Source organism: Actinocorallia herbida (assembly GCF_003751225.1).
Lineage (GTDB): Bacteria > Actinomycetota > Actinomycetes > Streptosporangiales > Streptosporangiaceae > Actinocorallia > Actinocorallia herbida.
In genome coordinates this window covers 6804848-6831434 of record NZ_RJKE01000001.1, presented here as the reverse complement: position 1 = coordinate 6831434, position 26587 = coordinate 6804848, and the positions used below count along the sequence as shown (strand labels likewise).

Genomic DNA, 26587 nt, shown 5'->3' with positions numbered 1-26587 from the left:
TCAGGGGGCCGCGGGTAAGCCGGTGATCGCCGTGAGGTCCGCGCGCAGGGCGCGGACCTCCTGGGCGGCCCGCCACGCCTGCGGTCCCGGGCCGCCCTGCCCGCAGACGCGCAGCAGGTGCAGCTGCGCGCGTTGCAGGCGGCGCAGCGTCCGGGCCGCGGGCCTGCCGTGCCGGAAGCGGAGCGTCTTGCGGGCCGCGCGGCGGTCGCGGAAGGAGGCGAGCGTGCGGATCTCCTCGGGCGCGACGAGGGTCTTGTCGAGGTAGGACTCGGTGATCGCGCGGACCCGCAGTCCCTCCTCGCGCTCGGCGAGGTACCAGACGGCGTAGCCGACGATCAGGACGGGCACGCCCTTCACCAGCGCGAGCACGATGACGCCGCCGCCGAGGCCGCGCAGCAGGGGCGAGTCCCAGAAGAAGTGCGCCGACCAGGCGAGCAGGAAGAACGCGACCGCGACGGCGATCCGCCGCACGAGCGGACGGTCCGGCCGGGCGACCAGGTAACCGAGCCCGAAGCAGGCGATCGAGGTGTACAGGGCGTGGCTCCACAGCCCGCCGAGCAGGCCGCGCACGACGAGCATGACGACGACCGGCGCGATCTGGTTGGTGCTGGGGAACTGGATCGCGGTGTTGGCCGTGTAGACGAGGTCCTCCATCACCTGGAAGCCCAGCCCGACCGTCGCCCCGGTGACGACCACGGACAGGATCGTCGGGAACTGGGTCCGCGCGACCATGACGAGCAGGACCACGCCCAGGTACTTGAACAGCTCCTCGTTCGTCGGCGCGGCCAGCGCAGGGCCCCAGCGCGCGGCGAACTCAGGGCCTCCGAGCTTGGCGGCGAGCGACTCCACCGCGTCGTTCACCGGGATCACCAGGTGGACCGCGCCGAAGCCGCCCCAGGCGAACGCGAGCGCGAACCCGAGCGGGGAGTGCTGCTCGAAGACGTCGAGGGACCGGAGGAACCACAGGAAGGGCACCGCGTAGAGCGTCCACACGAAGGCCCCGACGAGCACGGCCGTCGGCACGATCTCGTAGCTGAGATGGATCTTCGACAGGGTGGAGAACGCCCCGACGACGAGGAAGAACAGCAGCAGCCAGAAGGCGGCCCGGCGCGGCTGGAAGAACCCGTCGACGCCGAGGGGGGCCTCCTCCGGCGCCGGGTTCGTGCGCAGCGCCGTCATGTGCCGGTGCCGATCCGGACGCTGTCCACCATCTCGTCGAAGTCCGGGAGATGGCGCTGGAGGGTGCCGTGCGGGCTTTCCGCGCGCACGGTGACGACGGTCTTGGCCGTGGGCTCCCAGCCCATCCACACCAGGCCCTCGCCGCGCACCCCCGAGTAGTAGAAGTGGATGCCGCTGAGCCCGTTCTCGGTCTGGAACGACTGGTCGCCGCCGAAGACCCGGGCGCCCGACGCGGTCCGGAGGATCCGGCGCTCCTGTTCGACCTTGGCGTCGAGGTGCTCGGTCCACGGCGCGAGCCGCACGGTGAACGCGCTCGATCTCCGGGTGACCGTCGCCTGGCTGCCCGGCGTGGTCTTGCCGCGCGACAGCGACCAGGCGTGCGCCGGGACGAACGACACCGCCTGCGACACCTGGACCGCCTGACCCGCGGCGACCTCCTCGCGGCCGGGCACCAGGGCGTCCCAGCCGAGCCAGAACCCCTCCCACAGGCAGACGAACCCGAAGAGCAGGAGGGAGCCCTTCCAAGTGCCGTAGCGCTCGCGCCGGGCCACCGAGGGCAGCCGCGAACGCGTCCGTCCGTCGATCACGGCACTTCCCCTTCGTCCGCCCATCACCACTGACGTGAATATCGTCACTTTCGGTGATATTCACACTACTTTTTGGCGGTTTATCCCGGTCGGGGGAGGGGTCCGTGTCCTCGTCGGGAGGGCGTCAGCGGGTGGCGGGGCGGAGGGCCTCGGTGTAGTGGCCGAGCACGGCGACGGTGTCGTAGAAGGCGTAGCCACCGTCGCCGTACGGGCCGAATCCGGTGAGGGACTGGACGAGCGGGAAGCCCGCCCGCTCCATCAGGGCGGTCTCCTCGGCCAGGGAGTCCACGAAGACCGCGAGATGGTGGACGCCGTACCCGCGCGTCTCCAGCCAGGCGCTGTAGACGCTCGGGCCGGACACCGACTCGATCAGCTCGATCTCCGGACCGGCCCCGCCGAACGCGAGCCGCACGGCGAACTCCCCTGGCTCGCCCAGATAGGACGTCCCGGGCATCGGCCCGCCCGGCTCGACCCGCCGCCACTCCCCGGCCGGGCAGAACGCCGCGTACGAGGCGACCGCCGCGTCGAGGTCGGGCACGAGAATGCCGATCTGGCAGATCCGCCGGCCCGCGAGCAGCGGCACTGAGCCCGCGGCGGAGGAAGGGGGAGGCGTGGCGTTCACGCCCGCACCCTACGACCACGGAACATCCCGGCGTAAGGCATGTGCGGGCATGGAAAGCACAAAAGCCCCGGAAGACGATGCTTCCGGGGCCTTCATGAACGAGTCCGTCAGCCGACGGGCTGCGGGGTCTTCACCTCGGGGGCGGGGGCCTCGGGGGCGGGCAGCCGCGCGCCCTCGATGTCGAGGTCGGGCAGCACCTTGTCGACCGGCTTCGGCAGCCACCAGGCGGCTCTGCCGAGCAGCGACATGGCCGCGGGCACCAGTGTCATCCGGACCACGAACGCGTCGATGAAGACGCCGACGGCCAGGGCGAACCCGATCGACTTGATGATCGGGTCCGGGATCAGAACGAACCCGCCGAACACCGACATCATGATGAGCGCGGCCGCCGTGACGACCCGGGCGTTGTGCCCGAGCCCGTTGACGGTCGCCTGCCGCGGGGTGTCGCCGTGCACGTAGTCCTCGCGCATCCGCGAGACGAGGAAGACCTCGTAGTCCATGGCGAGCCCGAACAGGATGCCGATGAGCAGGATCGGCAGGAAGCTCACCAGCGGCCCCTGCGTGTCCACGCCGACGAGCGACGCGAGGTGCCCTTCCTGGAAGACCGCGACGGTGATGCCGAACGTGGAGCCGACCGTCAGCAGGAAGCCGAGGGTCGCCTTGAGCGGCACGAGGACCGAGCGGAACACCAGCATGAGCAGCAGGAGCGACAGGCCCACCACCAGCAGGAGGTAGACCGGCAGCGCGTTCGACAGCTTCTCCGACACGTCGATGCCGATCGCGGTGACGCCGGTGAGCGCGATGTCCGCGCCCTGGAGGTCGGCGACCTTCGCGCGGATCGCCTGGACGGCGTCCTCGGTGGCCGCCTCGGTCGGCCCCGTCTTGGGGACGACGGCCAGGAGCGCCGCCGTCCCGTCGGCGTTGAACTGCGCGGGCGCGACCGCGAGGACGCCTTCGGTGCCCTGGATGAGCCCCGCGGCCTGCTGGGCGGCGCTCTCCAAGGCCGCCTTGTCGTCCGCGGTGAGGACCGCGATGAGCCTTCCGTTGAAGCCGGGCCCGAAGCCCTCGGACGTCAGGTCGTAGGCGTCGCGGGCCGCCGTGCCCTCGGCCTTGGTGCTCGCGTCCGGCAGGGCCAGGCGCATGTCCAGGACGGGCAGGGCCAGCCCGCCCAGCGCGAGGACGCCGACGAGCAGCACGGGCACGCGGGCCTTGGTGACCAGCCTTCCCCACCGGAACCCGAACGCCTCCTTCTCCGGGGCCGCGCCGCCCTTGCGCGTCCTGCGGTGCAGCACCCGCGGCCCGGCGAAGCCGAGCACGGCGGGCAGCAGGGTGAGCGCGACGAGGACGGAGAGCGCGACGGTGCCGGCCGCGGCGAGGCCCATGATGGTGAGGAACGGGATGCCGACGACGGACAGCCCCGCGAGCGCGATGACCACGGTGACGCCCGCGAAGACCACGGCCGATCCCGCGGTGCCCGTCGCCCGGCCGGCCGCCTCGCGCGGTTCCGCGCCCTCGGCGAGGAACTGCCGGTACCGCGAGGTGATGAACAGGGAGTAGTCGATGCCCACCGCGAGGCCCAGCATGAGCGCGAGGACCGGCGCCGTGCTGTTGAGCTCGACCAGCCCGCTCAGCGCGAACAGTCCGGCCATGCCCGCGATGACGCCGACGAGGGCGTTCGCGAGCGTCATGCCCGCCGCGACGAGCGAGCCGAACGTGATGAGCAGGACGACCGCCGCGACGGCCACGCCGATGACCTCGGTCGAGCCCATCTCCGAGGCCTCGCTGCTCATCACCTCCCCGCCGTGCTCGACGCGCAGCCCTTCGGCGTTCTCGCCGACCGCCTCGAAGGCCTCGCGCTGCTCGGCGGTGACCTCCTGCGCGGTGACCTCGAACTGCACGTTGATGAGCGCGTACTCGCCGTCCTGGGAGACGGCCTGGAACTGGAACGGGTCCATCGCGGCCGTGACACCGGGGACCTTGGCGGCCTCGGCGACGAGCGGTGCGACCTTCCGCGGCGTCAGCGGAGTGCCGTCGTCGGAGGCGACGACGATCGTGCCGGTGCCGCCGCCGGCCTGCGGGAACTCGCGGTCCAGGGTCTGCATCGCCCGGTAGGACTCGGTCCCGGGCATGGTGAAGGCGTTGGTCGTGGGCCCGTGGAAGGCGGCGGCCGCGCCGCCGAGCGCCGCGAGCAGGATCAGCCAGACGGCCAATACGCGCCCACGTCGGTGAAAGCAGAACCGGCCGAGCCGGTAGAGCAGAGCTGCCACCCCGAAGAACCTCTCTATGTCGCCGTGTCGGTCGGGGCCCGTTCGCGCCCCAGGACCCGCAGGGAGTCGTGCACCAGTTGCTCGCGCATGGGTGCGGCGGGCAGGTCGCGCGAACTCGCGCACGCGACGGCGACCCCGCCGAGGACCATCGCCGCGCGCACCCTGTCGGCCGGGTCGGACGACCTGCCGGAAAGCGCGCTGAGCAGGGCCTCGGTGACCGAGGGCACCGCACCGTCGCCGCCCCACTCCTTGACGGCCCCCGCCTCGGCGAAGTCCGAGAGCAGGAGCGTCATCTCACCGCGGTACCGCAGGGAGAGGTCGACCAGTCCCGCGACGGCCTCGGCGGCGACGCTGTCGTCGGGCTCTTCGGCGAGCCTTTCGCGCAGCAGGGTGACGGAGCGGACGGCGGGGGCGAGGACCTCGTTGAGGATCGCCGCCTTGCACCCGAAGTGGTACACGAGCGACGCCTTGGCGCACCCCGCGTCGACGGCGATGTCGTGCAGCGAGGTGCCGCGGTAGCCGTGTGCCACGAACAGCCGCAGCGCCGCGTCCAGAAGCCTTTCCCGCAGTCCTGAGGGGGAACGGGCCATGCGGATCACGATAACTGTCCGATCGGTTAGGAATCGGTGGCAAGCCCGTTATCTCGGATGATCTGCATCACAACGTTCCAAAATCTGAGATGTCTGGGTCTGGTGCAACAGGTGGTGGATTTGGAGGTTCATACCCCTAGGGGTATGTTTCGTGGCATGCAGATGAACCAGGAGCTGGCCGGCGACGCGGTCGCCCGGCTACGGCGGGCGAACGGGCAACTCGCCGCGGTGATCGCGATGATCGAGGAGGGCGAGGACTGCGTGAAGGTCCTCACCCAGCTCGCCGCGGTGTCCAAAGCCCTCGACCGGGCGGGCTTCAAGCTCGTCGCGACCGGCCTCAAGCACTGCCAGGCCGCCGCCGCGCGCGGCGAGGAGGCGCCCATGGAGATCGCCGATCTGGAGAAACTGTTCCTGGCTCTCGCCTGAGCCTCGAGTCCGCATCACCGTCATCGGGCCCGTTCCGCGGGCCCCCTTTTTTTGCAGGTCACATACCCCGGGGGGTATCCCATGGAGATCATCGACTTCCGGACGCCGGGACTCGGCGACCAGTCCTATCTCGTCGCGCACGAGGGGCACGCCGTGCTCGTCGACCCGCAGCGCGACGTCGGCAGGTTCCTGGAGGCCGCCGACGAACGCGGGCTCGAGGTCAGGTTCGTGCTGGAGACCCATCTGCACAACGACTACCTGTCGGGCGGGCGGATCGCGGCGGCCAGGACGGGCGCCGAACTCGTCATGCCCGCGGGGGCCGCGCCCGTCTACCGGCACACCCCGGCGTTCCACCTGGAGGACCTGCCCGGCCCGGCGGGGATGACGATCCGGCCCGTCCACACGCCGGGCCACACCCCCGAGCACACCAGCTACGTGGTGCTCGTCGACGGCGAACCCGTCGCGGTCTTCTCGGGCGGAAGCCTCCTCGTCGCCTCCGCGGGCCGCACCGACCTGCTCGGGCCCGAGCGCGCCCGCACCCTCGCCCGCCTCCAGTACGGCTCGGTCCACCGGCTCGCCGGGCTGCCGCGCGAGGTCGGCCTCTACCCGACGCACGGGGAGGGCTCCTTCTGCACGGTCAGCGGCGCGGGCCGGCACACCTCGACCATCGGCGCGGAACGCGACACCAACCCGCTGCTCGCGCTCCCCGGCGCCGAGGAGTTCGCCGACGGCCTGCTCGCCGTCCGCCCGCCGATCCCCGCGTTCTACGCGCACATGGGCCCCGGCAACCTGCGCGGCACCGGCGAGCCGCCCGCCGCGCCGCTGCCCGAACTGACCGCCGCCGACGCGCTCGCGCTGCCCGGCGTCCACCTGGTCGACGTGCGCCCGCGCGCAGCGCAGGCCGAAGGCTTCCTGCCCGGTTCGCTCGGCATCGAACTGGGCGACGACTTCGGCAGCTGGGCGGGCTGGCTGCTCCCGTACGGGGCGCCGGTCGTGCTCGTCGCCGACCGTGCCCAGGACGTCGCCGAGGCGCGGGTCCAGCTCGCCCGGATCGGCTTCGACGACGTCCGCGGCGTCGTCCACGACCTCGGCGGCCGCGCCACCGCGCGGTTCACCCTCCTGGACCTGGACGAGGCGAGGCCGCTCGTGCCCGGGACCCAGGTCCTCGACGTGCGGATGCCGCAGGAGCGGGCCGACCTGCCCCTGCCCGGCGCGAGCGAGCGGTTCGTGCCCGACCTCGTCACCGAGGGCGTGCCGGACGGGCTCGATCCCGCCCGTCCCGTGCTCGTCGCGTGCGGGTCGGGCCGGCGCGCCGCGATCGCCGCGAGCCTGCTCGTCCGGGAGGGGTTCACCGTCCTGGCGCTCACCGGCGCCGCGGCCCCCGACCTCGCCTGACCACCCGTCCCTCGCACCACCTGGAAGAAGGACCATGCACATCCTCGACCCCGCCCGCGTCCGCGCCCTCGGCTCCGGCGCCCTGCTCCTCGACGTGCGGACGCCCGCCGAATTCGAGTCCGCGCACCTCCCCGGCTCGGTCAACGTGCCGCTCGACACCCTCCCGTCCGCCCTCGCCTCGATCGAGGCGCAGGCGGCGGGCCGTCCCGTCGTCCTGGTGTGCCGGTCCGGCGCGCGCGCCCGGCAGGCACAGCGCCTCGTGCCCGGCGCGGTGCTGGAGGGCGGCGTCCAGGCCTGGGAGTCCGACGGAGGCTCCCTCGTGCGCGGAAAGCAGACGTGGAGCCTGGAGCGGCAGGTGAGGTTCGCCGCGGGGGCGCTGGTCTTCGCGGCGGTGCTCGCGAGCCTGGCCTGGCCGCCCGCGCTCGTCGTCGCCGCCTTTGTCGGAGCCGGGCTGGTCTTCGCCGGCGTGACCGACACCTGTCTGATGGGCAGGGGCCTCGCCCGCCTGCCCTGGAACCGATGACCCTCGCGCTGACCCTGCTCGGCGCCGCGGCCGTGGGCGTGACCCTCGGACTCCTCGGCGCCGGCGGGTCCATCCTCGCCGTCCCGGTCCTCGTCTTCCTCGCGGGCCAGCCCATCACCGTCGCCATCCCCACCTCGCTCGTCGTCGTCCTGCTCTCCTCCTCGGGCGCGCTGATCCCGAGGCTGCGCTCGGGCCTCATCCGCTGGGAGGTCGCCGCGGTCTTCGCCGTCGGCGGCGTCCCCGCCGCGCTCGCGGGCGCGCGACTCGGCGGCGCGCTGCCCGCACGGATCCTCATGCCGGTCTTCGCCGCCCTCATGGTCGTCGTCGCCGTCCGCATGCTCCGCGACGCCTCCCCCCTGGGCGGCGCCTGCCGCACCTCGCCCGGCGCGCGCCCCGACCGCCGCCGCTGCATGCCGAAGGCGCTGCTGGCCGGTGCGGGCACGGGCGCCCTCACCGGCGTCTTCGGCGTGGGCGGCGGCTTCGCCGTGGTCCCCGCCCTCACCCTCCTCCTGGGCCTCACCGCCGCCGAGGCCGCGGCCACGTCCCTCGTGGTGATCATCGTGAACTCGGCGGCGGGTTTCGCAGGGCACCTCGGCGCCCACCTCGACCCGGGTCTCATCACGGCCTTCGCCGCGACGGCGATCACCGCCTCCCTCCTCACCGCCCGGATCGCCCGGCGCGTTTCCCCGGACCGGACCCGCCGCACCTTCGCCTGGACCGTCCTGGCCCTCGCCCCGCTGATGGCCTTCGGCGCGGTCTGAGCGGGCGCGGGCCTGGTCCCGGGGAGGGAGGGAAGGTCATTCTTGAGAGGGATCTAGCTGGCTATACATCATGCGTATAGTCACCGAGCATGGACAACGGGAAGACGCTACTCGGGCTGCTCAGCCGGGAAGCCGGCTACGGGTACGACCTGAAGCATTCGTTCGACCGCTACTTCGGCGGCGAGAAGCCGCTGGCGTTCGGGCAGGTGTACGCGATGCTCGCGCGGATGGTGCGGGACGGGCTGATCGTGTCGGTGGGGGAGGAGGCGACGGGGGAGGCGCCCGACCGGAAGAAGTACGAGATCACGGCGGTGGGGCGGGAGCTGCTGCTCGGGTGGATGTTCACCGCCCAGCCGCCGTCGCCCGCCGCGCGGCACGAGCTGTTCGCCAAGACGGTGATCGCGCTGCTCGTCGACGAGGACGCGCAGCGGCTGCTCGACGTGCAGCGGAGCGCGCATCTTGCCCGGATGCGCGAGCTGACCCGGGCGCGGCGGGAGGCCGGGCTGCTCGACGTGCTCGCGTTCGACCACGCGCTGTTCCACCTGGAAGCCGACCTGCGGTGGATCGACCTGGCCGCGGCCCGGCTCGACGCGCTGCGTGCGGAGCTCACGAAGCGATGAACGGACCCCTGATGAACGAACCCGCGCTCATCACCGCGCGCGGCCTGCGGAAGTCCTTCGGGCCGACGGAGGCGCTGCGCGGTGTCGACCTCGACGTCCGGCGCGGTGAGGTCCTCGCCGTCATGGGCCCTTCCGGGTCTGGCAAATCGACGCTCCTGCACTGCCTGGCCGGGGTGCTCGTGCCCGACTCCGGCACCGTCGAGGTCGCGGGCCGGAGCGTCTCCGGCCTGGGCGAGGCGGCCCGCAGCAGGCTCCGCCTCACCGAGTTCGGCTTCGTCTTCCAGTTCGGTCAGCTCCTGCCGGAGCTGACCGCCGCCGACAACGTCGGCCTGCCGCTGCTGCTCAACGGGACGCCGAGGGCCCGCGCGCGCACGGCGGCCGGTGCCGCTCTCGCCAGGCTCGGCCTCCAGGACGCGGGGGAGAAGCACCCGACGGAGCTGTCCGGCGGGCAGGCCCAGAGGGTCGCGATCGCCCGCGCGCTCATCACCCGGCCGAAGGTGCTCTTCGCGGACGAGCCCACAGGCTCCCTCGACTCCTTGGCGGCCGAGAACGTGCTCACCGCGATGCTCGACCTCGTCCGGGAGGACGGCACGACCGTCGTCCTCATCACGCATGATCCCCGCACCGCGGCGTACGCCGACCGCGAGGTCATCGTGCGGGACGGGCGGATCGGCGCGGTGGTCGCGTGAACCTCTCGGCAGCGCGGCTCGCCCTCCTCGGCAGCCGCGCCTCCCTCGGCCGCCTCCTCGGCATCGGCGCGGGCATCGCCCTGGGCGTCGCGGCGTTCCTCCTGCTGTGGGGCGCGGGCGGCGGTCTGGAGGACCGCGAGCAGCGCACCGCCTGGCTCTACACCCAGGGGTCGGAGGAGGCCAGGGCGCTCGGCGCGGGCGAGGCGCTCTGGGCGCCTTCCACCGATTACCACCGGGGCGTCCCGATCACCCGGCGGGACATCGCGGCAGGTCCCGGAACGCGGGTGACCGTGCCGGGTCTCGGGGCGCCGCCTTCCCCGGGCGCCTACTACGCCTCGCCCGCGCTCGCCGAACTCGTCGCCGCGACGCCGTCCGCCGAACTGGGCGACCGGTACGGCGTCCTCGCCGGGACGCTGCCCCCGTCCGCCCTGCCAGGCCCGGACGCCCTCGTCGCCGTCAAGGGCGCGGCGCCGGAACGCGTGGCGTCCCTGGCGACCGCGACGGTCATCACCGCCCTGGACACCCAGGCCGCCCAGCGCGGCGGCTCCTACCGGACCGTCATGCTCATCGGCGGCGTCGCGGTCTTCTTCCCGGTGCTGCTGCTCGTCGGGATCACCACCCGGCTCGGCGCCGCCGCGCGCGCCGAGAGCTTCGCGACGCTCCGCCTGATCGGCGCGACGCCGGGCGCGCTCGCCCGGCTCGCCGCCTGGGAGATGGGCACGGTCGCGCTCGCCGGCGGCGCGGCCGGGGTGCTGCTGGCGTGGGCGCTGCGCCCGGTCGCGGCGCTGCTGCCCGTCGGCGACGGCAGGCTGTACGCCACCGCCCTCGCGGTCTCCCCGGCGACGGCCGCCCTCACCGTCGGGGTGACCGCCGCGGTGGCCGCCGTCGCGGCGGCGTGGCGGATCCACCGCGCTGGGATCGGCCCGCTCGGCGCGGCCCGGCAGCGCCGCGAACGCGTCCCGACGGCCTGGCGGGCGCTGCCGCTCGCCGCGGGCCTCGCGGTCATGGCCACCGCGACCCTGCGGGGCGACGCCTTCTCCTCGGCGACCCGCCAGGTGCTCCTCTTCGGCGGGTTCGTGCTCACCACCGCGGGCATCGCCGTCGTCGGCCCCTGGCTGACGCTGCTCGCGGGCCGCCTCCTGGAGCGGCGGGCTGGGGGCGCGGCGGGCGCCATCGCGGGCGGCCGGATCAGGGCGACGCCCGGCGCCGCGTTCCGCTCGGTCGCCGGCATGGTCGTCGCGGTGTTCACGGTGAGCGTCTTCGCGGGTTCCGCGAGCTCGGTCGACCGGGTCACCACCCCCGACACCGGTCCCGGCCGCTCCCCGGTGCACAGCCTTTTCGCGGGGATCGCGTCCGGGGCCGCCGAACCCGGGGTGCTGCGCGCCGCGGCCTCGGGCGCACAAAGGCTCATCGTCGCCTACGGGCCGCCCGAGCGGGAGTTCCTTGCCGTCTCGGCCGACGATGCCCGCGCGCTCGGGTTCCCCGTCGCCTCCGGCACCCGGTACCTGCGGTTCGAACCCGGGTCGTTCCTCGCCGCCAGGTCCGACGCGCCCGCCGCGTCGCGTCCGATCCCGGGTCTGCGCGGGCTGGCGCCGTCGATGGCGTTCGCGTTGACCGACGGCACCCCCGCCGGGCTGGAGCGGGCCCGCACCGCGCTGGACTCCTCGGGCCTGACGACGGTTCCGGCGCTCAGCCGGGGCGACCTCGCCGACCTCGGGCTGCGCGGGGCCGTCGGGAACCTCGCGCGTCTCGCCTACCTCGGCGTGTTCGTGGCGATCCTCGTCGCAGGGGTCTCGCTCGCGGTCTCCACCGCGGCCGCGATGCTCGACCGGCGCAGGGTCCTCGGCCTGATGCGGCTCATGGGGATGCCGCCCGGGGTGCTGCGCCGGGTGATCGCCTACGAGACCGCGGTTCCGCTGGCCGCGGTCGTGCTGCTCTCGTCGGCCGCGGGTTTCGGCGTCGCCTGGCTGATCCTCGAAGGGCTCACCGCCGACCGGCTGACCATGGGCGCCCCGGATCCGGTCTTCTTCCTCACCCTGGCCGTCGGCCTGCTGCTGACCGCGGCGGCCACCGGCGCCGCGGCCTCGCTGGTCGGCCGCGGCACCGGCGCCGCGGCCACCCGCTTCGAATGAGCCGTCCGCCACCCCGGCCCGGCCGGGGTGGCGGCGATCACGTTCCGGCGGGTGCGGGGGCCGCATAGTATTTCGTTAATCAGCGAAATGCCGAAGGGGCGGTGTCGTGCTCGACGAGTGCAAGGCCCTGGCGAACGAGACCCGGCTGCGGGTGCTGGAGTGGCTGAAGGACCCAGAGGCCCACTTCCCGATCGCCGACGACTGCACCGCGGCGCTCGGCGTCTGCGTCGGACTCCTCCAGCGCAAGGCCGGGACCTCGGCGTCCACCATGTCGGCGCATCTCGCGGTGCTCCAGCGCGCCGGATTCGTCACGGCGACGCGGCGCGGCCAATGGACGTACTACCGGCGCGACGAACAGCGCATCCGGGAGTTCGCCGAACGCGTCCACCGCGATCTTTAGGAAAGGTAGTCAGAGCTCATGACCGCACTGTCCATTCTGGACCTCGCCCCCGTGGCCAAGGGCCAGACGGCCCGGGAGAGCTTCCAGGCGAGCGTCGAACTCGCCCGCACCGCCGAGCGGGCCGGGTACAAGCGGGTCTGGTACGCCGAGCACCACAACATGGCCTCGATCGCCTCGACCGCGACAAGCGTTCTCATCGGGTACGTCGCCGCTCATACCGAGTCGATCCGGCTCGGATCCGGCGGCGTCATGCTGCCCAACCACTCCCCGCTGGTGATCGCCGAGCAGTTCGGCACGCTGGAGACGCTGTACCCCGGCCGGATCGACCTCGGCCTCGGCCGCGCCCCCGGCACGGATCAGCAGACCATGCGGGCGCTGCGCCGGAACAACACCTCGGCCGACAGCTTCCCCCAGGACGTCCTCGAGCTCCAGGGCTACCTGAGCGGGAACTCGCGGGTGCCCGGCGTGCAGGCGGTGCCGGTCGCCGACCGGCCCGTGCCCCTGTACATCCTCGGCTCGTCCCTGTTCGGCGCGCAGCTCGCCGCCCAGCTCGGCCTGCCCTACGCGTTCGCCTCGCACTTCGCGCCGGACGCGCTGCACGAGGCGGCCGGCCTGTACCACGACACCTTCAAGCCGTCCGAGCACCTGGCCGAGCCGTACCTGATCACCGCCGCGAACGTCTTCGCCGCCGACGACCACGACACGGCCGTCGAGCAGAAGACCGTCGCCTACCGGGCCCGCGCCCGGATGATGATCGCCCGCGGCCCGTCGGGCACCGCGGACTTCACCGACGACCAGATCGACGCGTTCCTCGCCTCCCCGAACGGCAGGCACCTGTCCGCCATGACCCGCTACACCGCCGCCGGCACCCCCGACGAGGTCCGCGCCTGGCTCGAGGACTTCGCCGCCTCCACCCGCTCCGACGAGGTCATCGTCACCCACCAGGCCCCCGCCCTCCCCGACCGCCTCCACTCGGTCGAACTCACCGCCAAGGCCATGTCCCTTTCCGCCTGACCCCTTTCCCCCGGTTCCGCCCCTCATCTGTGGATCTTCCCGCTACCGTCAGGTGGCCACGAGGGGCGGAGGGGGAGCACATGCGGATCAGCCGGGCCATCGGGCCCTTCGCGGCGGCGATGTTCGCGCTGGGGCTGCTGTCCACGGTGTACGCCGTCGCGGACCGGCCCCCGCCCGCGCTGCGGTTCGACCCCGACGGCTGCCCGCACCGCCCGTTCGAGAAGGAGTTCCAGGGCAGGTCGGGAACCGGGCCGTGGCCCCTTTCTGAACTTCCCGCCCACCGCGACCTGGCCCCGGACGGGGCGGTCTCCGCGGTGCTCTGCGACCGGGCCTATGACGCCTCGGAGTGGCCGGAACCGATGCGCCTCACCCGCCTCGTCGGAGAGCTGGAGCAGGTCCTCGACGGGTTGCCGATCACCAGACCCGGCGGCCCCTCGACGTTGGTCGGCTTCTCCGACCTCAACCTCGTCCTGCACTACCCGGACGGCACCGCCATGCCGATGTCGTTCGAGTTCAACCGCGACGAGGTGACCAGCAGGGTCGCCGTGCGCGGCGGCGCCGCCCTGCTGACCGAGGAGTTCGCCCGGCTCTGGAGCGCGGAGAACGCCTCGCCGCACCCGGAGCGGATCACTCCGGTCGCCTGCCCGCGCCGGGCTCCCGACACGAGGGCGATCTGGTTCCTTCCGGCGGACCAGGCGATCCCCAAGGGGATCGACTTCTTCCGGCGGGCCCCGGACGGGCCGCTCCTGCCGGTCGAACTCGCGGTGGTGAAGGCGTGCCGCTACACCGCCGACGACCGCGGCAGGCTCGTGCTGCGGGACTCGGCCGAGACCCGGACCGGCCTGGCGCCCCTGCGCGCGGCGGTGAACGCGCCACCGCGGCCCGGCGCGCCGAAGTGCCGGAAGAAGACCACGGCCATGGACGTCCTGATGCTCACCGACGTCACGGGCCGCGCCCTCCCCTTGCGCCTCGGCCTCGCTCCCTGCGAGAACGAGCTCGCCGGGCGAAGGACGGGGACCTGGCCGATCACGCCGGAGATCAGGGCCTTCACCACGCGCCTGCTGGGCTGACGGGGTCAGCGCCAGCGGCCGAAGGGGTCGACCTCCTGCCAGGCGGTGGGGAGGACGAGGGTGACGCGGTCACGGCGGCAGGCGTGTTCGAGGAAGTCCAGGGCGGGGGTGACGTCGTCCATGAAGAACGGCATGGGGCGCAGGGGGCGGTCGAGGGGGAGCATGAAGTCGTCCCAGTGGATCGGGAGGACGGTCTTGGCGCCGGTGGCGAGGACCGTCTCGTGCCAGTAGGACTCGCGCTCCTGCGCGGACTGGGCGCCGAGGCGGCCGATGCTGAGGTAGGCGGTCTCGGCGTGGAAGGACGAGAGCTTCCCGGGGATGTGGTTCGCGCTCGGATGCACCAGCAGCGACCCCGCCGGGTGGCGCAGGAAGAACGTGTAGCACTGGCCCGACCGCCACGCGGTGTACCGGGCGGGGGGGACCAGCGGTTCGGTGACGGCGCCCTCGGCGATGTCCCCCGGGCTGTGCAGGGCGTGCACGGGGGTGACGCGGAAGTCGCCGAACGCGAAGACCTCGCCGTCCTTGGCCGTCACCAGGAGATCAGAGGGGAGCCCGTATCCTTCGCCCACCTTGACCGCCGAATCCGACCCGACCAGGGGCGCCCCGTACTTGCGGGCGATGACCGGGGCGTCGAGGGCGTGGTCGTAGTGGGCGTGCGCGCACAGCACCGCGTCCAGGGAGGTGACGCCCGCCCGTTCCAGGCACGCGTCGATCGTGCGGAGGTCCGGCGCGATCTTGCTCGTCGCGATCCGCCACAGGGGAGGCCGGGAGAAGAAGCCGTCGATGAGCAGGGTCGTGCGGGAGTCCCGGACGAGCAGGGTGCTCGTGCCGAGGAACATCGTCCGCACCCCCGAGGCGCCGGGGGCGTCCGGGGCCGGGCCGCGCGTGGCGAGGCCCGCGTACAGGGTCATGCTCGGACGGGATAGCGGGAACCTCATCCTCGCGCGCCTCCCCGGCCGGTGCCTCCGGCCGTGGTTCCGGGGGCTTCCACGACAAGCCTGAGGGGGGTCGCTGAGACTTGCATCACAGCATCGTACGCCTGTGAGATACCCCTCGCGCCCCCATCGGCGATCATCCCCGCCGTGTCCACCCCTAAGGGGGACGAACGTCCCCCGATCGGGTGGGAAGGACCCTGCGGTACGCCCTGCCGGGCGGCTCGACCCGGCCGCCCAGGGCGAACTCCGCGGCTCCCTCGGCCCGTCCTGGGCGGCGCAACGGCGTCAGGGCCGCCCCCGGGCGGAGGCGGCCCTGACGGCGGAAGCGCTCTCAGGAGGCGCGGGTGGCGGCGCGGTGGGGGAAGGCGGCGAGGGCTTCGGCGTGCTGCTCGCCGGTGGCCTCCAGCAGGTCGACGGCCAGGGAGCGGAGCTGGGCCAGCACGACGTGCGCGGAGAAGCCCAGCGGGGGCAGCGGCACCGGGTCGAGCCGGGCCGCGGCGCGGCGCAGCGCCTTGCGGGTGAGCAGGGGCGGCGTGCCCGCGGCGAGCTCCTCGCGCAGCCGGTCGGCGGTCCCGGCCAGCTCCGCCATGCCGTCGGCGAGAAGGTCGGGCGCCGCCTCGCCCTTCTCGATCATCGCCACGGTGTGCCGGAGCAGCACCCGGGCGTTGCGCAGCGCGTGGTCGAGCGGTTCCGCCGCCGTCGCGAAGGCCTCGAGCCGGTCGCGGCGGGCGCGGTGCAGCGGCGACAGCGCGGCGATCTCGTGCGCGGTGAGCAACGTGTCCCGGTACTTGTCGACCGTGCCCTGCGAGCCGCGCGCCCGCTCCAGCGCCTCGGCGGCGCGGGCCGGGTCCCGGTCGCGCAGGGCCGTCGCGGCGGCTTCCAGCGCGGCGGACAGCTCTTCGAGCAGCTCGCGGATCGCGCGGGTCGCGAGCGCCGCGGGGTTGGCGGGCAGCAGCGCCACCGCGACCAGCCCGACCAGCCCGCCGACCAGGGCGTCCACCATCCGGTCGACGCCGCCGGTGCCGCCCGGAGGCAGCAGCGTCGCGACGAGGACGGCCGACGATCCGGCCTGGAGCGAGATCAGCGTGCCGCCGTCGAGCAGGACCGACACGGCCATCGCCAGCGCGACGACCAGCGCGATCTGCCAGGCGCCGCCGCCGATCATGGAGATGAGCAGGTCGCCCACCCCGACGCCGACGCTGACGCCGGCCACCAGCTCCCACACGCGGCGGCGGCGTGTGCCGAGGCCCACCCCGATGCAGAGGACGACGGCGATGGGGGCGAAGAAGGGACGGTCGTGGCCGAGCAGCCGGGTGGCGATGATCCATGCCAGGGCCGCGGCGACCGCGACCTGGACGATGGGCAGCGCCATGGTGCGCAGCCGGCCGGTGCGGGCCCGGAAGCTGTCTGCGAACGCTGTCATGACGTCTACGATCTCCGGCGGGCTGCCATACGTCAAAGACACGGTATGAACTTCGGGTATAGGCGATGTTTATATTGATGCCTTTAGGATGGTCCGCGTGAGCTTCCGGCAGATGGAGTACCTGGTCACGGTCGTGGAGGAGGGTTCCTTCACCGCGGCGGCCGAACGGCTCGGCGTGACGCAACCCACGCTCTCCCACCAGGTCAGGGTGCTGGAGCGGGAGGTCGGGGTGCCGCTGCTGGAGCGGTTGCCGGGGCGCGTCCTGCTGACCCCGATGGGCCGCGAGTACCTTCCGCACGCCGTGGCCGCGCTGCGCAGCGCCCGGCTCGCCCTCGGCGAGGGCACCGGACGGCCCGGGCCCGTTCACCTGCGCATCGCGACCATGTACTCGATCGCCCTCGGCGTGGTGCCTCCGGCGGTCCGGGCCTGGCTGGCCGCCGAGCCGGGCGCCGAGGTGGAGGTCGTCGAGTTCGCCTCGGGCACCGCGCTCGAACGGCACGTCGCCGCGGGCGGCGCCGACCTGGGCGTGGGCCCCCTCCCGGCGCGCTGGGACGGACCCCTGTACGAACTGGGGGAGGAGGAGCTCGTCCTCGTCCTGCCCGTCGGCGATCCCCTCGCCGGCCGCGCCGACCTTCCGCTCCGCGAGCTGGCCGACCGCCCCTGGGTCCTGTACGACGCGGGCAACGCCCTCGCCCCGCTCGTCGCCGCGGCCTGCGCCGACGCGGGCTTCGAACCCGTCGCCGCGGTCCGCACCCACCACAGCGCCACGGCCGTGCAACTTGCCGCCTCCGGCCTGGGCCCCGCCCTGGTCCCCACCGGCGTCCTGGAACCCGGCCTCCCCGTCGTCGCCCTGCGCCCCTCCCCGCCCATCCGCCGCACTCTGGCCGCCTACCTCCCCGGCCCCCCTTCCCCCGCGACCTCCCGCTTCATCACCCACCTCCTTCCCGGGCCCTGATCCAACGAACGTTCGTGCGAATGGCGGCGAGGAGCTGGGCGGCCAACGCTCGCGCGGAAGCCCAGGCGGCTCGGTTCAGGGGGTGGGGCGGGCGTGGGCGGCGAGGAGGTCGGCGAAGGCTCGGGCGGCGGGGGCGGGGTCGTCGCGGGTGAAGGCGACGAGGCGGCGGAGGATGGGGGCGGCGGGGCGCGCGGAGTGCCCGGCGTGGCGGGCTCCGATGACGTCGGCGGGCACGAGGGCGGGGCCGAGGCCCGCGGCGGCGAGTTCCACGGCGGTCGCGGTGTGGTGCACCCGGGCCGCTGCGCGGGGGACGAAACCGGCGTGGGCGAAGACCTTGGCGAGGAGCGGGGCGAGGCCGAAGTCGGCCGCGTAGAGGACCCAGGGCCGGTCGGCCAGCAGCTCCAGCGGCACGCCGCCGGGCCTGCGCAGCAGCGGGTCGTCCGCCGGGAGGACGAGCATCAGCTCCTCCTCGCCCAGCACCCGCAGTGGCCCTGACCAGCCGGCGGGCTCGGTGCCGACCCCGATGTCGGCGTCGCCGTGCGCCATCGCCGCGGTGAGGAGGTCGATGTGCGCGTACTCGGTGAGCGCGACCCGCACCGCGGGATGCGCGAGCCGCCAGGCGCCCAGCGCGGGCGGCACCAGGCCCATCGCCATCGAGTGCAGCGCCGCGACCCGCAGCTCCCCGCCCTCCAGCCGGGCCGTGTCGCGCGCCGCCGCGACCGCCGCGCGCGAGGCGGCGAGTGCCGCGCGGGCGTGCGGCAGGAACCGCTCGCCGTGCGGGGTAAGCCGCGCCCCGTCCGGCCCGCGCACGAACAGCGGGCGCCCCAGCTCCTGCTCCAGCGCCTTGACCTGGTGGGACAGCGCGGGCTGGCTCACCAGGACGGCCCGCGCCCCCTCGGTGAACGACCCCTCCTCGGCGACCGCCACCACGTACTCCAACTGCCGTGGCCTCACCCCCGGCACCTTACGCGCCGCCCCGCCCGGGGCCCAGCGCGACGGGCTCCCACGCGGACGGGGAAGCCCTGCGCGGTCGGGCTTTTCGCGTGCGGGGGCCGTTGACAGCGCGCGGGGGAGCGTGTGACGCTTACGTACACCGTAAACAACTGTAGATCGTACGTACGAGGTGGTGACACATGACCGCTGAAGCCGCGCCCCCGCGCGACCTCGGATGGGTGGACCGCAAGAAGTACCTCTGGATCCTCGGGCTCGCCGTTCCGGCCGCCCCCTTCGCGTCCTATTTCCTCGTCGAGGCGACGGGCTGGGGCGTCCTCTGGCTCCTCGGCCCGTTCCTGCTCATGGGCCTCAGCCCGATCCTCGACACCGTCTTCGGCAAGGACGAGCGCAACCCTCCCGAAGCCGTCATGGCCTGGCTGGAGAAGCAGCCCTACTACCGGTGGTGCGTGCGGGCGTACCTGCCGCTGCAGTACGGCGGACTCGTCCTCGCCTGCTGGACGTGGTCGCGCGACGACGTCGCCGGCTACGAGAAGGCCCTGCTCGTCCTCGCCACGGGGGCGGTCGGCGGCATCGCCATCAACGCCGCGCACGAGCTCGGGCACAAGAGCGAGGCGCTCGAGAGGTGGCTGTCGAAGATCGCGCTCGCGCAGACCGCGTACGGGCACTTCTTCGTCGAGCACAACCGGGGCCACCATGTACGGGTCGCCACTCCCGAGGACCCCGCCAGCGCCCGGCTGGGGGAGAGCTTCTACCGCTTCCTGCCCAGGACCGTCGTGGGGAGCGTCCGCTCCGCGTGGCGCCTTGAGGCCCGGCGGCTGACCCGTCGCGGAAAGGGGACGTGGACGTTCCGGAACGAGGTGCTCAACGCCTGGGCGATGACCGTGGTCCTCTACGCGGTGCTCGCGGGGGTGTTCGGAGCGGGCATCCTTCCCTACCTCGCCGTCCAGGCCGTCATCGGGTTCGCGGCGCTGGAGGTCGTCAACTACGTCGAGCACTACGGGCTGCTGCGCGAGCAGTCGCCCTCGGGGCGCTACGAGCGGGTCCAGCCTCGGCACAGCTGGAACAGCGACAGCCTCGCCTCCAACATCCTGCTCTTCCACCTGCAACGGCACAGCGACCACCACGCCCACCCCGCGCGCCCCTACCAGGTGCTCCGCCACTTCGATGAGGCCCCGGAGCTCCCCGCCGGCTACGCCAGTATGACCCGCCTCGCCTACATCCCCCCGCTCTGGCGCCGCGTCATGGACCACCGCGTCATCGCGCACTACGGGGGTGACTCCTCCCGCGCCAACCTCGACCCCGCGACTCGTCACCGCTACCTCCCCGCCTGATCCGTCCCCGCTCGGTCACGGGAGCTCGAGCGACAGGTCACCGCGCCCGTCCGGCAGCACGTCGCCGGACGGGCGCCGTCGTCTGCGACGGGAGCCGCCGACGGGTTCAGGAAGGGGCCTGCGCGGCGGCGAGGAGCGACGGGTCGTGGGAGGAGACGATGCGGAGGTCGGGGGAGCCTTCGGCGTGGAGCGCGGCCAGGCGGGCCTGGTTGCGGCGGACCTGCCCGCCGTCGAAGGCGACGAGGGTCTCCTGAGCCCGCAGGACGAACGGGATGCGCGAGGAGTCGAGGGCGCCCCGGTGGTAGAAGGCGTCACCGCAGTGCAGGACCCAGCGGTCGCCCGCGTCGACGGCGACCGCGGCGTGGCCGCGGGTGTGCCCGGGAAGGGGGACCAGCACGATCCCGGACGCGATCTCCGTCAGCTCCCGCGCCGCCGCGAAGCCCCGCCACGCCTCCCCGCCCGGCCCGTGCTCCACGAGCCGGGGACCGTGCGCCCACTGCACCGGCCGGTACCGCACCCGCTCCCGCAGCGAGGGCGCGTGCACCGCGCCCTCCGCCTCGGCGGCCGTGACGTGCACGCGCGCTTCGGGGAAGTCCGCGAGCCCGCCGATATGGTCGAGATCGAAGTGCGTGAGCACGATGTGCCGCACGTCCTCCCGCCGGAACCCCAGCGCCTCGACCCGCCGGACCGCGGTCTCCTCCTCGGCCAGCACGGGCCGGATCACCCGGCGCATCGGCCCCAGCCGCCCGGGTTCCGCCACATCCCGCAGCCCGAACCCCGTGTCGACGAGCACCAGCCCCGCGTCGGTCTCCACCACCAGCACATGGCAGACCAGCGGCGCCGTGGGCATCCGCATCGACCCGCAGTTCACATGGTGGATCTTCACCCGCGCCCCTCCCCTCCCAGACACCCAAGATCCATCATTCTCCCCAAACCCTCACTTTTCGCCCTCTGTGACACGCTGGACCGCCCCGTGAACCCCTCCCACAGCCGGTCGGCGCGGGCGGAGGTGCGCCGGGGCGGGAATCGGGATCGGGCGGTGGGGAAGGCCGGTAAGCTTGACGGTTCGCCCAGGTGGACCGACAGGAGTAGACGCATGTCCGGAGAGGCCGACGTAGCGGGGACGTTGGAGGCCGAGAGGGCCCATCTGGAGGGGGCGCGGACGGCGCTGCGGCGGATGCGCGAGCACGCCGAGTCCCTGTCGGCCGACGCGGCGGGCGACTGGGTGTCCGCCCAGATCCTGGAAGCGCTGCTCGACCAGCGGATCCAGGCGCTCGCCGACCACCCGGACACACCCCTGTTCTTCGGCCGCCTCGACCACCTCCCCGGCGACCTCCCCGAGACCGTGTACGTCGGGCGGCGGCACGTCCACGACGACGGCGGCGCCGCCCTCGTGCTGGACTGGCGCGCGCCCGTCTCCCGCTCCTTCTACCAGGCGGGGCCCAGCGAGCCGATGGGCGTCGCGCGGCGGCGCAGGTTCGGCTACCGCGGCGGCGACCTGACCGCCTTCGAGGACGAGCACCTCGACGGCCGGGAGCTCGGCGAGTCCCGGCTGCTCACCGAGGAGATCGAGCGGCCCCGCACCGGCCCCATGCGGGACATCGTCGCGACCATCCAGCCCGAGCAGGACGTCATCGTCCGCGACGACCTGGCCAAGACCGTCTGCGTCCAGGGCGCGCCGGGCACCGGGAAGACCGCGGTCGGCCTGCACCGGGCCGCCTACCTGCTGTTCACCCACCGGGAGCGGCTGAGCAGGTCCGGTGTGCTGATCGTCGGACCGAACCGGGCGTTCCTCTCCTACATCGCCGGGGTCCTCCCGGCTCTCGGCGAGGTCCGCGTCGACCAGGCGACCGTCGCCGACCTCCTCGGCGGCCCGACCGGCGTCGAACCCGACGAGCGGGCCGCGCTCAAGGGCGACGCCAGGATCGTCGACGTGCTGCGCAAGGGCCTGTGGCTGCACGTCACCAAGCCGGCGGAAGGGCTGCTCGTCGTACGGGGCGGCGCGCGCTTCCGCGTCCCCGACCACGAGGTACGCGAACTCGTCGCCGAGCTGCGCGGCGCCACCCGGTACGGCACGGGCCGCGAGGCGCTCGCGCGGCGGCTGGCGCACCGGGTCCTCGTGCTCATGGAGCAGCGCGGCGAGGCCCCCGACGACCGGGTGCACGACGCGGTCGCCCGCAGCCGTCCGGTGAAGGCGCTGGTCGACCAGGTCTGGCCGAAGCTCACGCCCCAGCAGGTGCTGTTCCGGCTCCTCTCTGACGCCGAGTTCCTCGCCCGCGCCGCCAAGGGCGTCCTCTCCGAGGAAGAGCAGGCGCTGCTGCGCTGGGACAAGGCGCCGCGCTCGGCCCGCTCCGCCCGCTGGACCGACGCCGACCTCGCCCTGCTGGACGAGCTCGGCGACCTCATCGAACGCACGGCGTCCCTCGGCCACCTCGTGGTGGACGAGGCCCAGGACCTGTCGTCGATGCAGCTGCGCGCGCTCGGCCGCCGCTGCGCGACGGGCTCGGCGACCGTACTCGGCGACCTCGCCCAGGGCACCACCCCGTGGTCGGCCCGCACCTGGACCGAGGTGCTGCACCACCTCGGCCGGGAAGGCGAGGTCACCGAGCTGACCGTCGGCTTCCGGGTGCCGCGCGAAGTCCTCGACTACGCCACGCGCCTCCTCCCGTCGATCGCGCCCGGCCTCGCCGTGCCCCGCTCGCTGCGGCCCGGCCGGGGGTCCCTCACCGTTCGCGAAGTGCCCGACACCGCCAAGGCCGCCGTCGCCGCGGTCCGCGACCTGCTGTCCCGCGACGGCTCGATCGCCCTCGTCGCCGCCGACTCCGAGGTCGCCTCCCTGGCCGCCCTCCTCGAAGCCGAGGGCGTCCCGCACGCCGTCCTCACGCCCGACAGCGCCGGCACCGACCGCGTCCAGCTCGTCCCCGCCCCCCTCGTCAAGGGCCTCGAATACGACCACGTCGTCGTCGCCGAGCCCTCCGCGATCGTCGCCGCCGAACCCCGCGGCCTGGCCCGCCTCTACGTCGCCCTCACCCGCGCCGTCACCTCCCTCACCGTCCTCCACACCACCCCCCTCCCTTCCGAACTCACCCGACCCACCCCACCGCCCACGACCACCTGACCGCCAACAGCCCCACCCGTCCCTAAGGCCCCGCGCCCGCCCGGCCCTGCCGAGTGCGCCTGACGGTTCGACCGGTCCCTAAGGCCCCGCGCCCGTGTTGCCGAGTGCGTCTGACGGTTCGACCTGTCCCCGGGGTCCTCGCGCGCCCGGCCTTGCCGAGTGCGCCTGACGGCGGCGGCCGCCGCGGGCTCCGAGGGAACGTCCCGAGCCGCGGTCCGCCCCCGCGCCGCGCCACCATGGCGTCCCCGACGGTCGGTGGTGGGCCTTCGAACCCCCGGGCCCGACACCCCGCCGTCACGTGGAGGCCCGCTCGAGCCCACCTGACCGTCCGCCGCTCGCCCGACCTCGGGAGCGGCGGCGGCTGAGGGGCGCGAACGGGCGGCCCGAGCTGCGTCCGGGTGCCGCCGTGGCGGCCGGAGATCGGTCTCCGGTGACAGGTGGTGGGGTGCGCCGGCCCCGTGAGGCGGTGTCCGGTCTGTACGTGAAGGTCATCGCATCGCCGGGGCGCCTGCGGGTCGCGGAGGCTGTATCCGCTGCTCGGCGTGCCCCTTCGGTGCGGGGTTTCCGGTGGTCGGGGTCGGGTGGGCGGAAAACCGGGTGCCGTTTCGGGGGGCTTGCGCGATCATCGGCGGGCGGGACGGCACGACGGGAGGAGCAGGGATGAAGACGAGGCTGCGTCGGCTGCGGGTCGGCGAGCGGGATCACCTGTGGACGGTGGGCATCGGCCACGTTCCGGGTCCGTCCGACTGCCACCGCTGCCTCAGGCTGCGGGTGTGGGGCGGCGGGAAGAACAGCAGGCCCCTGGCCGTCGACCTGCTGTCGGTGACCGGTCCCTCGCCCTGGAGCGCCTGCGCGACCGACAACGGGTATCCGACCACGCGGGACGTGCGCGCCGTCATCGAGCGCGGGCTCGCGCTGGGGTGGCCCGTGGACGACCGCGGCGGTGCGTTCCTCCTCTCCGAGCACGACCTTCCGGACTGGGATCTCCCGGGCTTCGTGGTGACGGATCGGCTGCGCGACCCCGGCGCCGCCGATCCGACGCTTCGGGTGGCCGCCGCGTACGCCCGCCGCCTTCCCGTCGCGCCCTGACCGGAGCCGCGGAGGGCTCCGCCGGACAGCGCGGCAGAGCGCCGTCGCCGAGCGCCGGACGCGCTCACCGCGGGCAGGCGCTGCCGGGTCGGGTGGAGGCGCGGCCGACGGTCGGCCGCCGCCGCGCGTCTTCGAGGCTGCGGCACGGGCCGGGTCGGACGCTTCAGGTGAGGGTGTAGCGGATGGGCAGGTGCTTGAGGCCGCCGACGAAGGTGGTGGCGGTCCATTCGGGGGTGCCTGCGAGTTCGATGGATTCGAGTCGGGGGAGGAGCGCGGTGTAGAGGGAGCGGATCTCCATGCGGGCGAGGGCGGCGCCGAGGCAGTAGTGGACGCCGAAGCCGAAGGCGAGGTGGCGGTTGGGGTCGCGGCCGATGTCGAAGCGGAAGGGGTCGTCGAAGATGTCCTCGTCGCGGTTGGCCGACGGGTAGGACAGGAGGACGGATTCGCCTTCGGCGATGGGTACGCCGCCGACCTGGGTGTCGCGGGTCGCGGTGCGCATGAATTCCTTGACGGGTGTGACCCAGCGGATCATCTCGTCGGTCGCCAGGGGGAGCAGGTCCGGATTCTCCTTGAGCCGGGTCAGTTGGTCGGGGTGCTCGATGAGGGCGTGCAGGCCGCCGGAGATGGTGGAGCTGGTGGTGTCGTGCCCGGCGGTGGCGATGATGACGTAGTAGGACGTGGTGTCCACGTCGGAGAGCCGCGTGCCGTCGACGCGGGCGTTGGCGATCGCGGAGGCGAGGTCGTCGGTGGGATGCGCGCGGCGGGCCGCGGTGAGCTCACCGAAGTAGGCGAAGAACTCGGTCAGGGTCTGGAGCTGCTCCGCGGCGCTCGCGCCGCGCCGGAGCTCGGAGTCCTGGCCGCCGAACAGCTCCTGGGTGAGCTTCAGCATGCGCGGGAAGTCCGACTCGGGCAGACCGAGCAGCGACAGGATCACGTACAGCGGGTAGTGGACCGCGATCTGGCGGACGAAGTCACACGAACCGTCGAGTTCCGCCATGCGGTCGACGTACCGGTGGGCCAGTTCGTCCACCCGCTCCTGGAGCCGCCGCATCGCCTTGGGCCGGAACCAGTCGGCGCCGATCGCGCGCACGACCCGGTGCTGCGGATCGTCCATGTGCACGAGGGTGCGCAGGCCGGTGCCCGCTTCGCGATGCCGCCGCTGGAGCGCGTCCATCTCGGAGGTGGCGAGGATCGGGCGCGGGGCGCTCAGGAAGTCCTCGTGCCGCCGCTCGACGTCGAGCACGTCCGCGTGCCGCGTCACGGCGAAGAACGGGTCGAACCCTTCGGCCTCGACCAGGCGCACCGGATCCTCCCGGCGCAGGATCCGCAGGGCCTCGTGCAGCCGCCGCTCGTCCGCGTAGGACTGCGGGTCGGCCACGGCGAGGCCCGCCTCGCGCACTGACATCTGGGTGCCCATCTCGCCCTCCGGTGGGGGGTGGAACCGCGGGTGGACGCCCGGCTCCGACGGCCGGGCGCACACTCCTTTCTAACACCCCGGCGACACTCCGTGGTGGGTTGTCCACAGGCGGCGATGAGACGGGTTCCCGGCGAGACTCCCGGCGTGGCGGGAGGCCCGCACGCCGGGGAGTTTCTCCTACCAGTGGGCGGCGACCGCGTAGAAGGTGGTGCCCGGCCACGCTTCGACGGGGTCCTCCGACGGGACGATCTTGCCCGCGCACAGGCCCCGGTCGGCGAGACCGGAGATGATGTCGGGGAGGGCGTCGAGGGTGGTCTGGTAGCCCTCGTGGAGCAGGATGATGCCCCCGGGGGCGACGGTCAGCGCGTTGGCGGTGATCTGCGCCGCGGTGATCCCGTTGTAGTCCAGGGAGTCGGTCGTCCACAGGGTCTCGGTCATGCCGAGGGTGGTGGCGTGGCCCCGGATCGTGCTGTCCGTGCGGCCGTAGGGCGGACGGAAGAGGGTCGGCGCCACCCCGGTCTGGGAGAGGAGGATCTGGTTGGTGCCGAGCAACTCGTTGAACACGTCGGTCGAGCTGAGCGTGTCGAGGAACGGGTGCGAGTAGGTGTGGTTGCCGATCCAGTGGCCGTTCTGCGCGAGCAGGTCGACGTAGGAGGGGTGGTCGAGGGCGTTCGCGCCGGTGAGGAAGAACGTGGCCCGGACCCAGCCCGCGTCGTGCAGCGCCTGCACGTAGTCGGGGGTCAGGGTGGTGGGGCCGTCGTCGAAGCTGAGCGCCACATAGCCGTTGGCGCAGGGCTCGTCGGCCGCGGCGGGGGCCGCGGAGGCGCCGACGACGGTGCCGAACGCGGCGGTCAGCGCGACGAACGCGGCGGTCAGACGGGATCTGGCGGAACGCCCGGAAAGGCGTGATGCGGACATGGGGGTCCTCCGGGGGAAGGGGTCGAGAGGCGTCCGCGCGGACCACCCCAGCCCGAGGGATGCGCCGGCCGACGGCCGCCCAAATCCTAACCTTCACATTAGGTGAACCTCAGGACATGGCGCCCGAATGACACCCTTCTGGTACTTCGCATGAGATTTTCCCGCCCGTGCC

25 protein-coding genes are annotated in these 26587 nt (G+C 73.5%); 14 read left to right on the top strand and 11 right to left on the bottom strand.

Translation table 11 applies throughout. The features are described from left to right. The 5 genes from EDD29_RS31160 to EDD29_RS31140 form a co-directional block, all read right to left on the bottom strand. Positions 1-1179 (bottom strand): PrsW family intramembrane metalloprotease, encoded by a 1179-nt coding sequence (locus tag EDD29_RS31160; RefSeq protein ID WP_123667870.1) that lies wholly within the window; start codon positions 1177-1179, stop codon positions 1-3. Beyond that, a complete protein-coding gene (locus EDD29_RS31155; RefSeq protein ID WP_123667869.1) occupies positions 1176-1766 on the bottom strand; it encodes a hypothetical protein in 591 nt (196 codons plus the stop codon). The genes EDD29_RS31160 and EDD29_RS31155 overlap by 4 nt, the downstream gene beginning before the upstream one ends. Positions 1767-1890: 124 nt before the next feature. Further along, entirely contained in the window at positions 1891-2388 is a 498-nt protein-coding gene (locus EDD29_RS31150; protein WP_123667868.1) for a VOC family protein, read from the bottom strand. 107 nt (positions 2389-2495) lie between these two features. Next, on the bottom strand, positions 2496-4655 hold the full coding sequence (locus EDD29_RS31145) for an MMPL family transporter (RefSeq protein ID WP_123667867.1): 2160 nt from the start codon (positions 4653-4655) through the stop codon (positions 2496-2498). A 14-nt stretch (positions 4656-4669) separates the two neighbouring features. Further along, the gene (locus EDD29_RS31140) at positions 4670-5245 is read right to left on the bottom strand and encodes a TetR/AcrR family transcriptional regulator (protein WP_123667866.1); all 576 of its coding nucleotides are present in this window, start codon (positions 5243-5245) and stop codon (positions 4670-4672) included. Between the two features lie 156 nt (positions 5246-5401). Here EDD29_RS31140 and EDD29_RS31135 point away from each other — a divergent pair, with 156 nt between their 5' ends. The 10 genes from EDD29_RS31135 to EDD29_RS31090 all read left to right on the top strand — a co-directional run bounded on the left by EDD29_RS31135 (position 5402) and on the right by EDD29_RS31090 (position 14275). Next, on the top strand, positions 5402-5671 hold the full coding sequence (locus EDD29_RS31135) for a metal-sensitive transcriptional regulator (RefSeq protein WP_123667865.1): 270 nt from the start codon (positions 5402-5404) through the stop codon (positions 5669-5671). Between the two features lie 81 nt (positions 5672-5752). Next, a complete protein-coding gene (locus tag EDD29_RS31130) occupies positions 5753-7066 on the top strand; it encodes an MBL fold metallo-hydrolase (RefSeq protein ID WP_123667864.1) in 1314 nt (437 codons plus the stop codon). 34 nt (positions 7067-7100) lie between these two features. Continuing rightward, a complete protein-coding gene (locus EDD29_RS31125) occupies positions 7101-7589 on the top strand; it encodes a rhodanese-like domain-containing protein (protein WP_123667863.1) in 489 nt (162 codons plus the stop codon). Then, a complete protein-coding gene (locus tag EDD29_RS31120; RefSeq protein ID WP_123667862.1) occupies positions 7586-8350 on the top strand; it encodes a sulfite exporter TauE/SafE family protein in 765 nt (254 codons plus the stop codon). The genes EDD29_RS31125 and EDD29_RS31120 overlap by 4 nt, the downstream gene beginning before the upstream one ends. 89 nt (positions 8351-8439) lie before the next feature. Beyond that, the gene (locus tag EDD29_RS31115) at positions 8440-8970 is read left to right on the top strand and encodes a PadR family transcriptional regulator (protein ID WP_123667861.1); all 531 of its coding nucleotides are present in this window, start codon (positions 8440-8442) and stop codon (positions 8968-8970) included. Positions 8971-8981: 11 nt separating this feature from the next. Next, on the top strand, positions 8982-9659 hold the full coding sequence (locus EDD29_RS31110) for an ABC transporter ATP-binding protein (protein WP_246053096.1): 678 nt from the start codon (positions 8982-8984) through the stop codon (positions 9657-9659). After that, positions 9656-11791: an FtsX-like permease family protein gene (locus EDD29_RS31105; RefSeq protein ID WP_123667859.1), complete on the top strand. Its 2136-nt coding sequence runs from the start codon at positions 9656-9658 to the stop codon at positions 11789-11791. The genes EDD29_RS31110 and EDD29_RS31105 overlap by 4 nt, the downstream gene beginning before the upstream one ends. A 106-nt stretch (positions 11792-11897) precedes the next feature. Continuing rightward, complete coding sequence (locus EDD29_RS31100) at positions 11898-12191, top strand: ArsR/SmtB family transcription factor (RefSeq protein ID WP_123667858.1); 294 nt, start codon at positions 11898-11900, stop codon at positions 12189-12191. Between the two features lie 18 nt (positions 12192-12209). After that, a complete protein-coding gene (locus EDD29_RS31095) occupies positions 12210-13205 on the top strand; it encodes an LLM class flavin-dependent oxidoreductase (RefSeq protein WP_123667857.1) in 996 nt (331 codons plus the stop codon). 80 nt (positions 13206-13285) lie between these two features. Further along, positions 13286-14275 (top strand): hypothetical protein, encoded by a 990-nt coding sequence (locus tag EDD29_RS31090; protein WP_123667856.1) that lies wholly within the window; start codon positions 13286-13288, stop codon positions 14273-14275. 5 nt (positions 14276-14280) lie between these two features. On the opposite strand, the gene EDD29_RS31085 is transcribed toward EDD29_RS31090, so the two are convergent. Together EDD29_RS31085 and EDD29_RS31080 are read right to left on the bottom strand one after the other, a co-directional pair. Continuing rightward, positions 14281-15186, bottom strand: a complete 906-nt coding sequence (locus EDD29_RS31085) for an MBL fold metallo-hydrolase (RefSeq protein ID WP_246053095.1) — start codon at positions 15184-15186, stop codon at positions 14281-14283. A 355-nt stretch (positions 15187-15541) separates the two neighbouring features. Beyond that, complete coding sequence (locus EDD29_RS31080) at positions 15542-16633, bottom strand: FUSC family protein (protein ID WP_211360029.1); 1092 nt, start codon at positions 16631-16633, stop codon at positions 15542-15544. A gap of 97 nt (positions 16634-16730) precedes the next feature. Between EDD29_RS31080 and EDD29_RS31075 the strand changes: the two genes are divergently transcribed. Beyond that, on the top strand, positions 16731-17588 hold the full coding sequence (locus EDD29_RS31075; RefSeq protein WP_211360027.1) for a LysR family transcriptional regulator: 858 nt from the start codon (positions 16731-16733) through the stop codon (positions 17586-17588). 75 nt (positions 17589-17663) lie between these two features. Here the strand turns inward: EDD29_RS31075 and EDD29_RS31070 are convergent, their stop codons facing one another. Next, complete coding sequence (locus EDD29_RS31070) at positions 17664-18542, bottom strand: LysR family transcriptional regulator (RefSeq protein ID WP_123667853.1); 879 nt, start codon at positions 18540-18542, stop codon at positions 17664-17666. A 179-nt stretch (positions 18543-18721) separates the two neighbouring features. On the opposite strand from EDD29_RS31070, the gene EDD29_RS31065 reads away from it, so the two are divergent. Then, positions 18722-19873, top strand: coding sequence for an alkane 1-monooxygenase (locus EDD29_RS31065; protein ID WP_123667852.1), 1152 nt, complete (start codon positions 18722-18724; stop codon positions 19871-19873). Between the two features lie 106 nt (positions 19874-19979). Here the strand turns inward: EDD29_RS31065 and EDD29_RS31060 are convergent, their stop codons facing one another. Further along, positions 19980-20759 carry an MBL fold metallo-hydrolase gene (locus EDD29_RS31060; RefSeq protein WP_123667851.1) on the bottom strand — a complete coding sequence of 260 codons (780 nt, stop codon included), beginning with the start codon at positions 20757-20759 and terminating at the stop codon, positions 19980-19982. Between the two features lie 210 nt (positions 20760-20969). Between EDD29_RS31060 and EDD29_RS31055 the strand changes: the two genes are divergently transcribed. Together EDD29_RS31055 and EDD29_RS45855 are read left to right on the top strand one after the other, a co-directional pair. Next, on the top strand, positions 20970-22991 hold the full coding sequence (locus EDD29_RS31055) for a HelD family protein (protein WP_123667850.1): 2022 nt from the start codon (positions 20970-20972) through the stop codon (positions 22989-22991). A gap of 660 nt (positions 22992-23651) precedes the next feature. Next, positions 23652-24080, top strand: a complete 429-nt coding sequence (locus EDD29_RS45855) for an integrase (protein WP_170201661.1) — start codon at positions 23652-23654, stop codon at positions 24078-24080. 163 nt (positions 24081-24243) lie between these two features. Here EDD29_RS45855 and EDD29_RS31045 read toward each other — a convergent pair whose 3' ends face one another. Then, a complete protein-coding gene (locus EDD29_RS31045; RefSeq protein ID WP_123667849.1) occupies positions 24244-25497 on the bottom strand; it encodes a cytochrome P450 in 1254 nt (417 codons plus the stop codon). Positions 25498-25674: 177 nt separating this feature from the next. After that, positions 25675-26415: a polysaccharide deacetylase family protein gene (locus tag EDD29_RS31040; RefSeq protein ID WP_123667848.1), complete on the bottom strand. Its 741-nt coding sequence runs from the start codon at positions 26413-26415 to the stop codon at positions 25675-25677. Positions 26416-26587 lie beyond the last annotated feature (172 nt).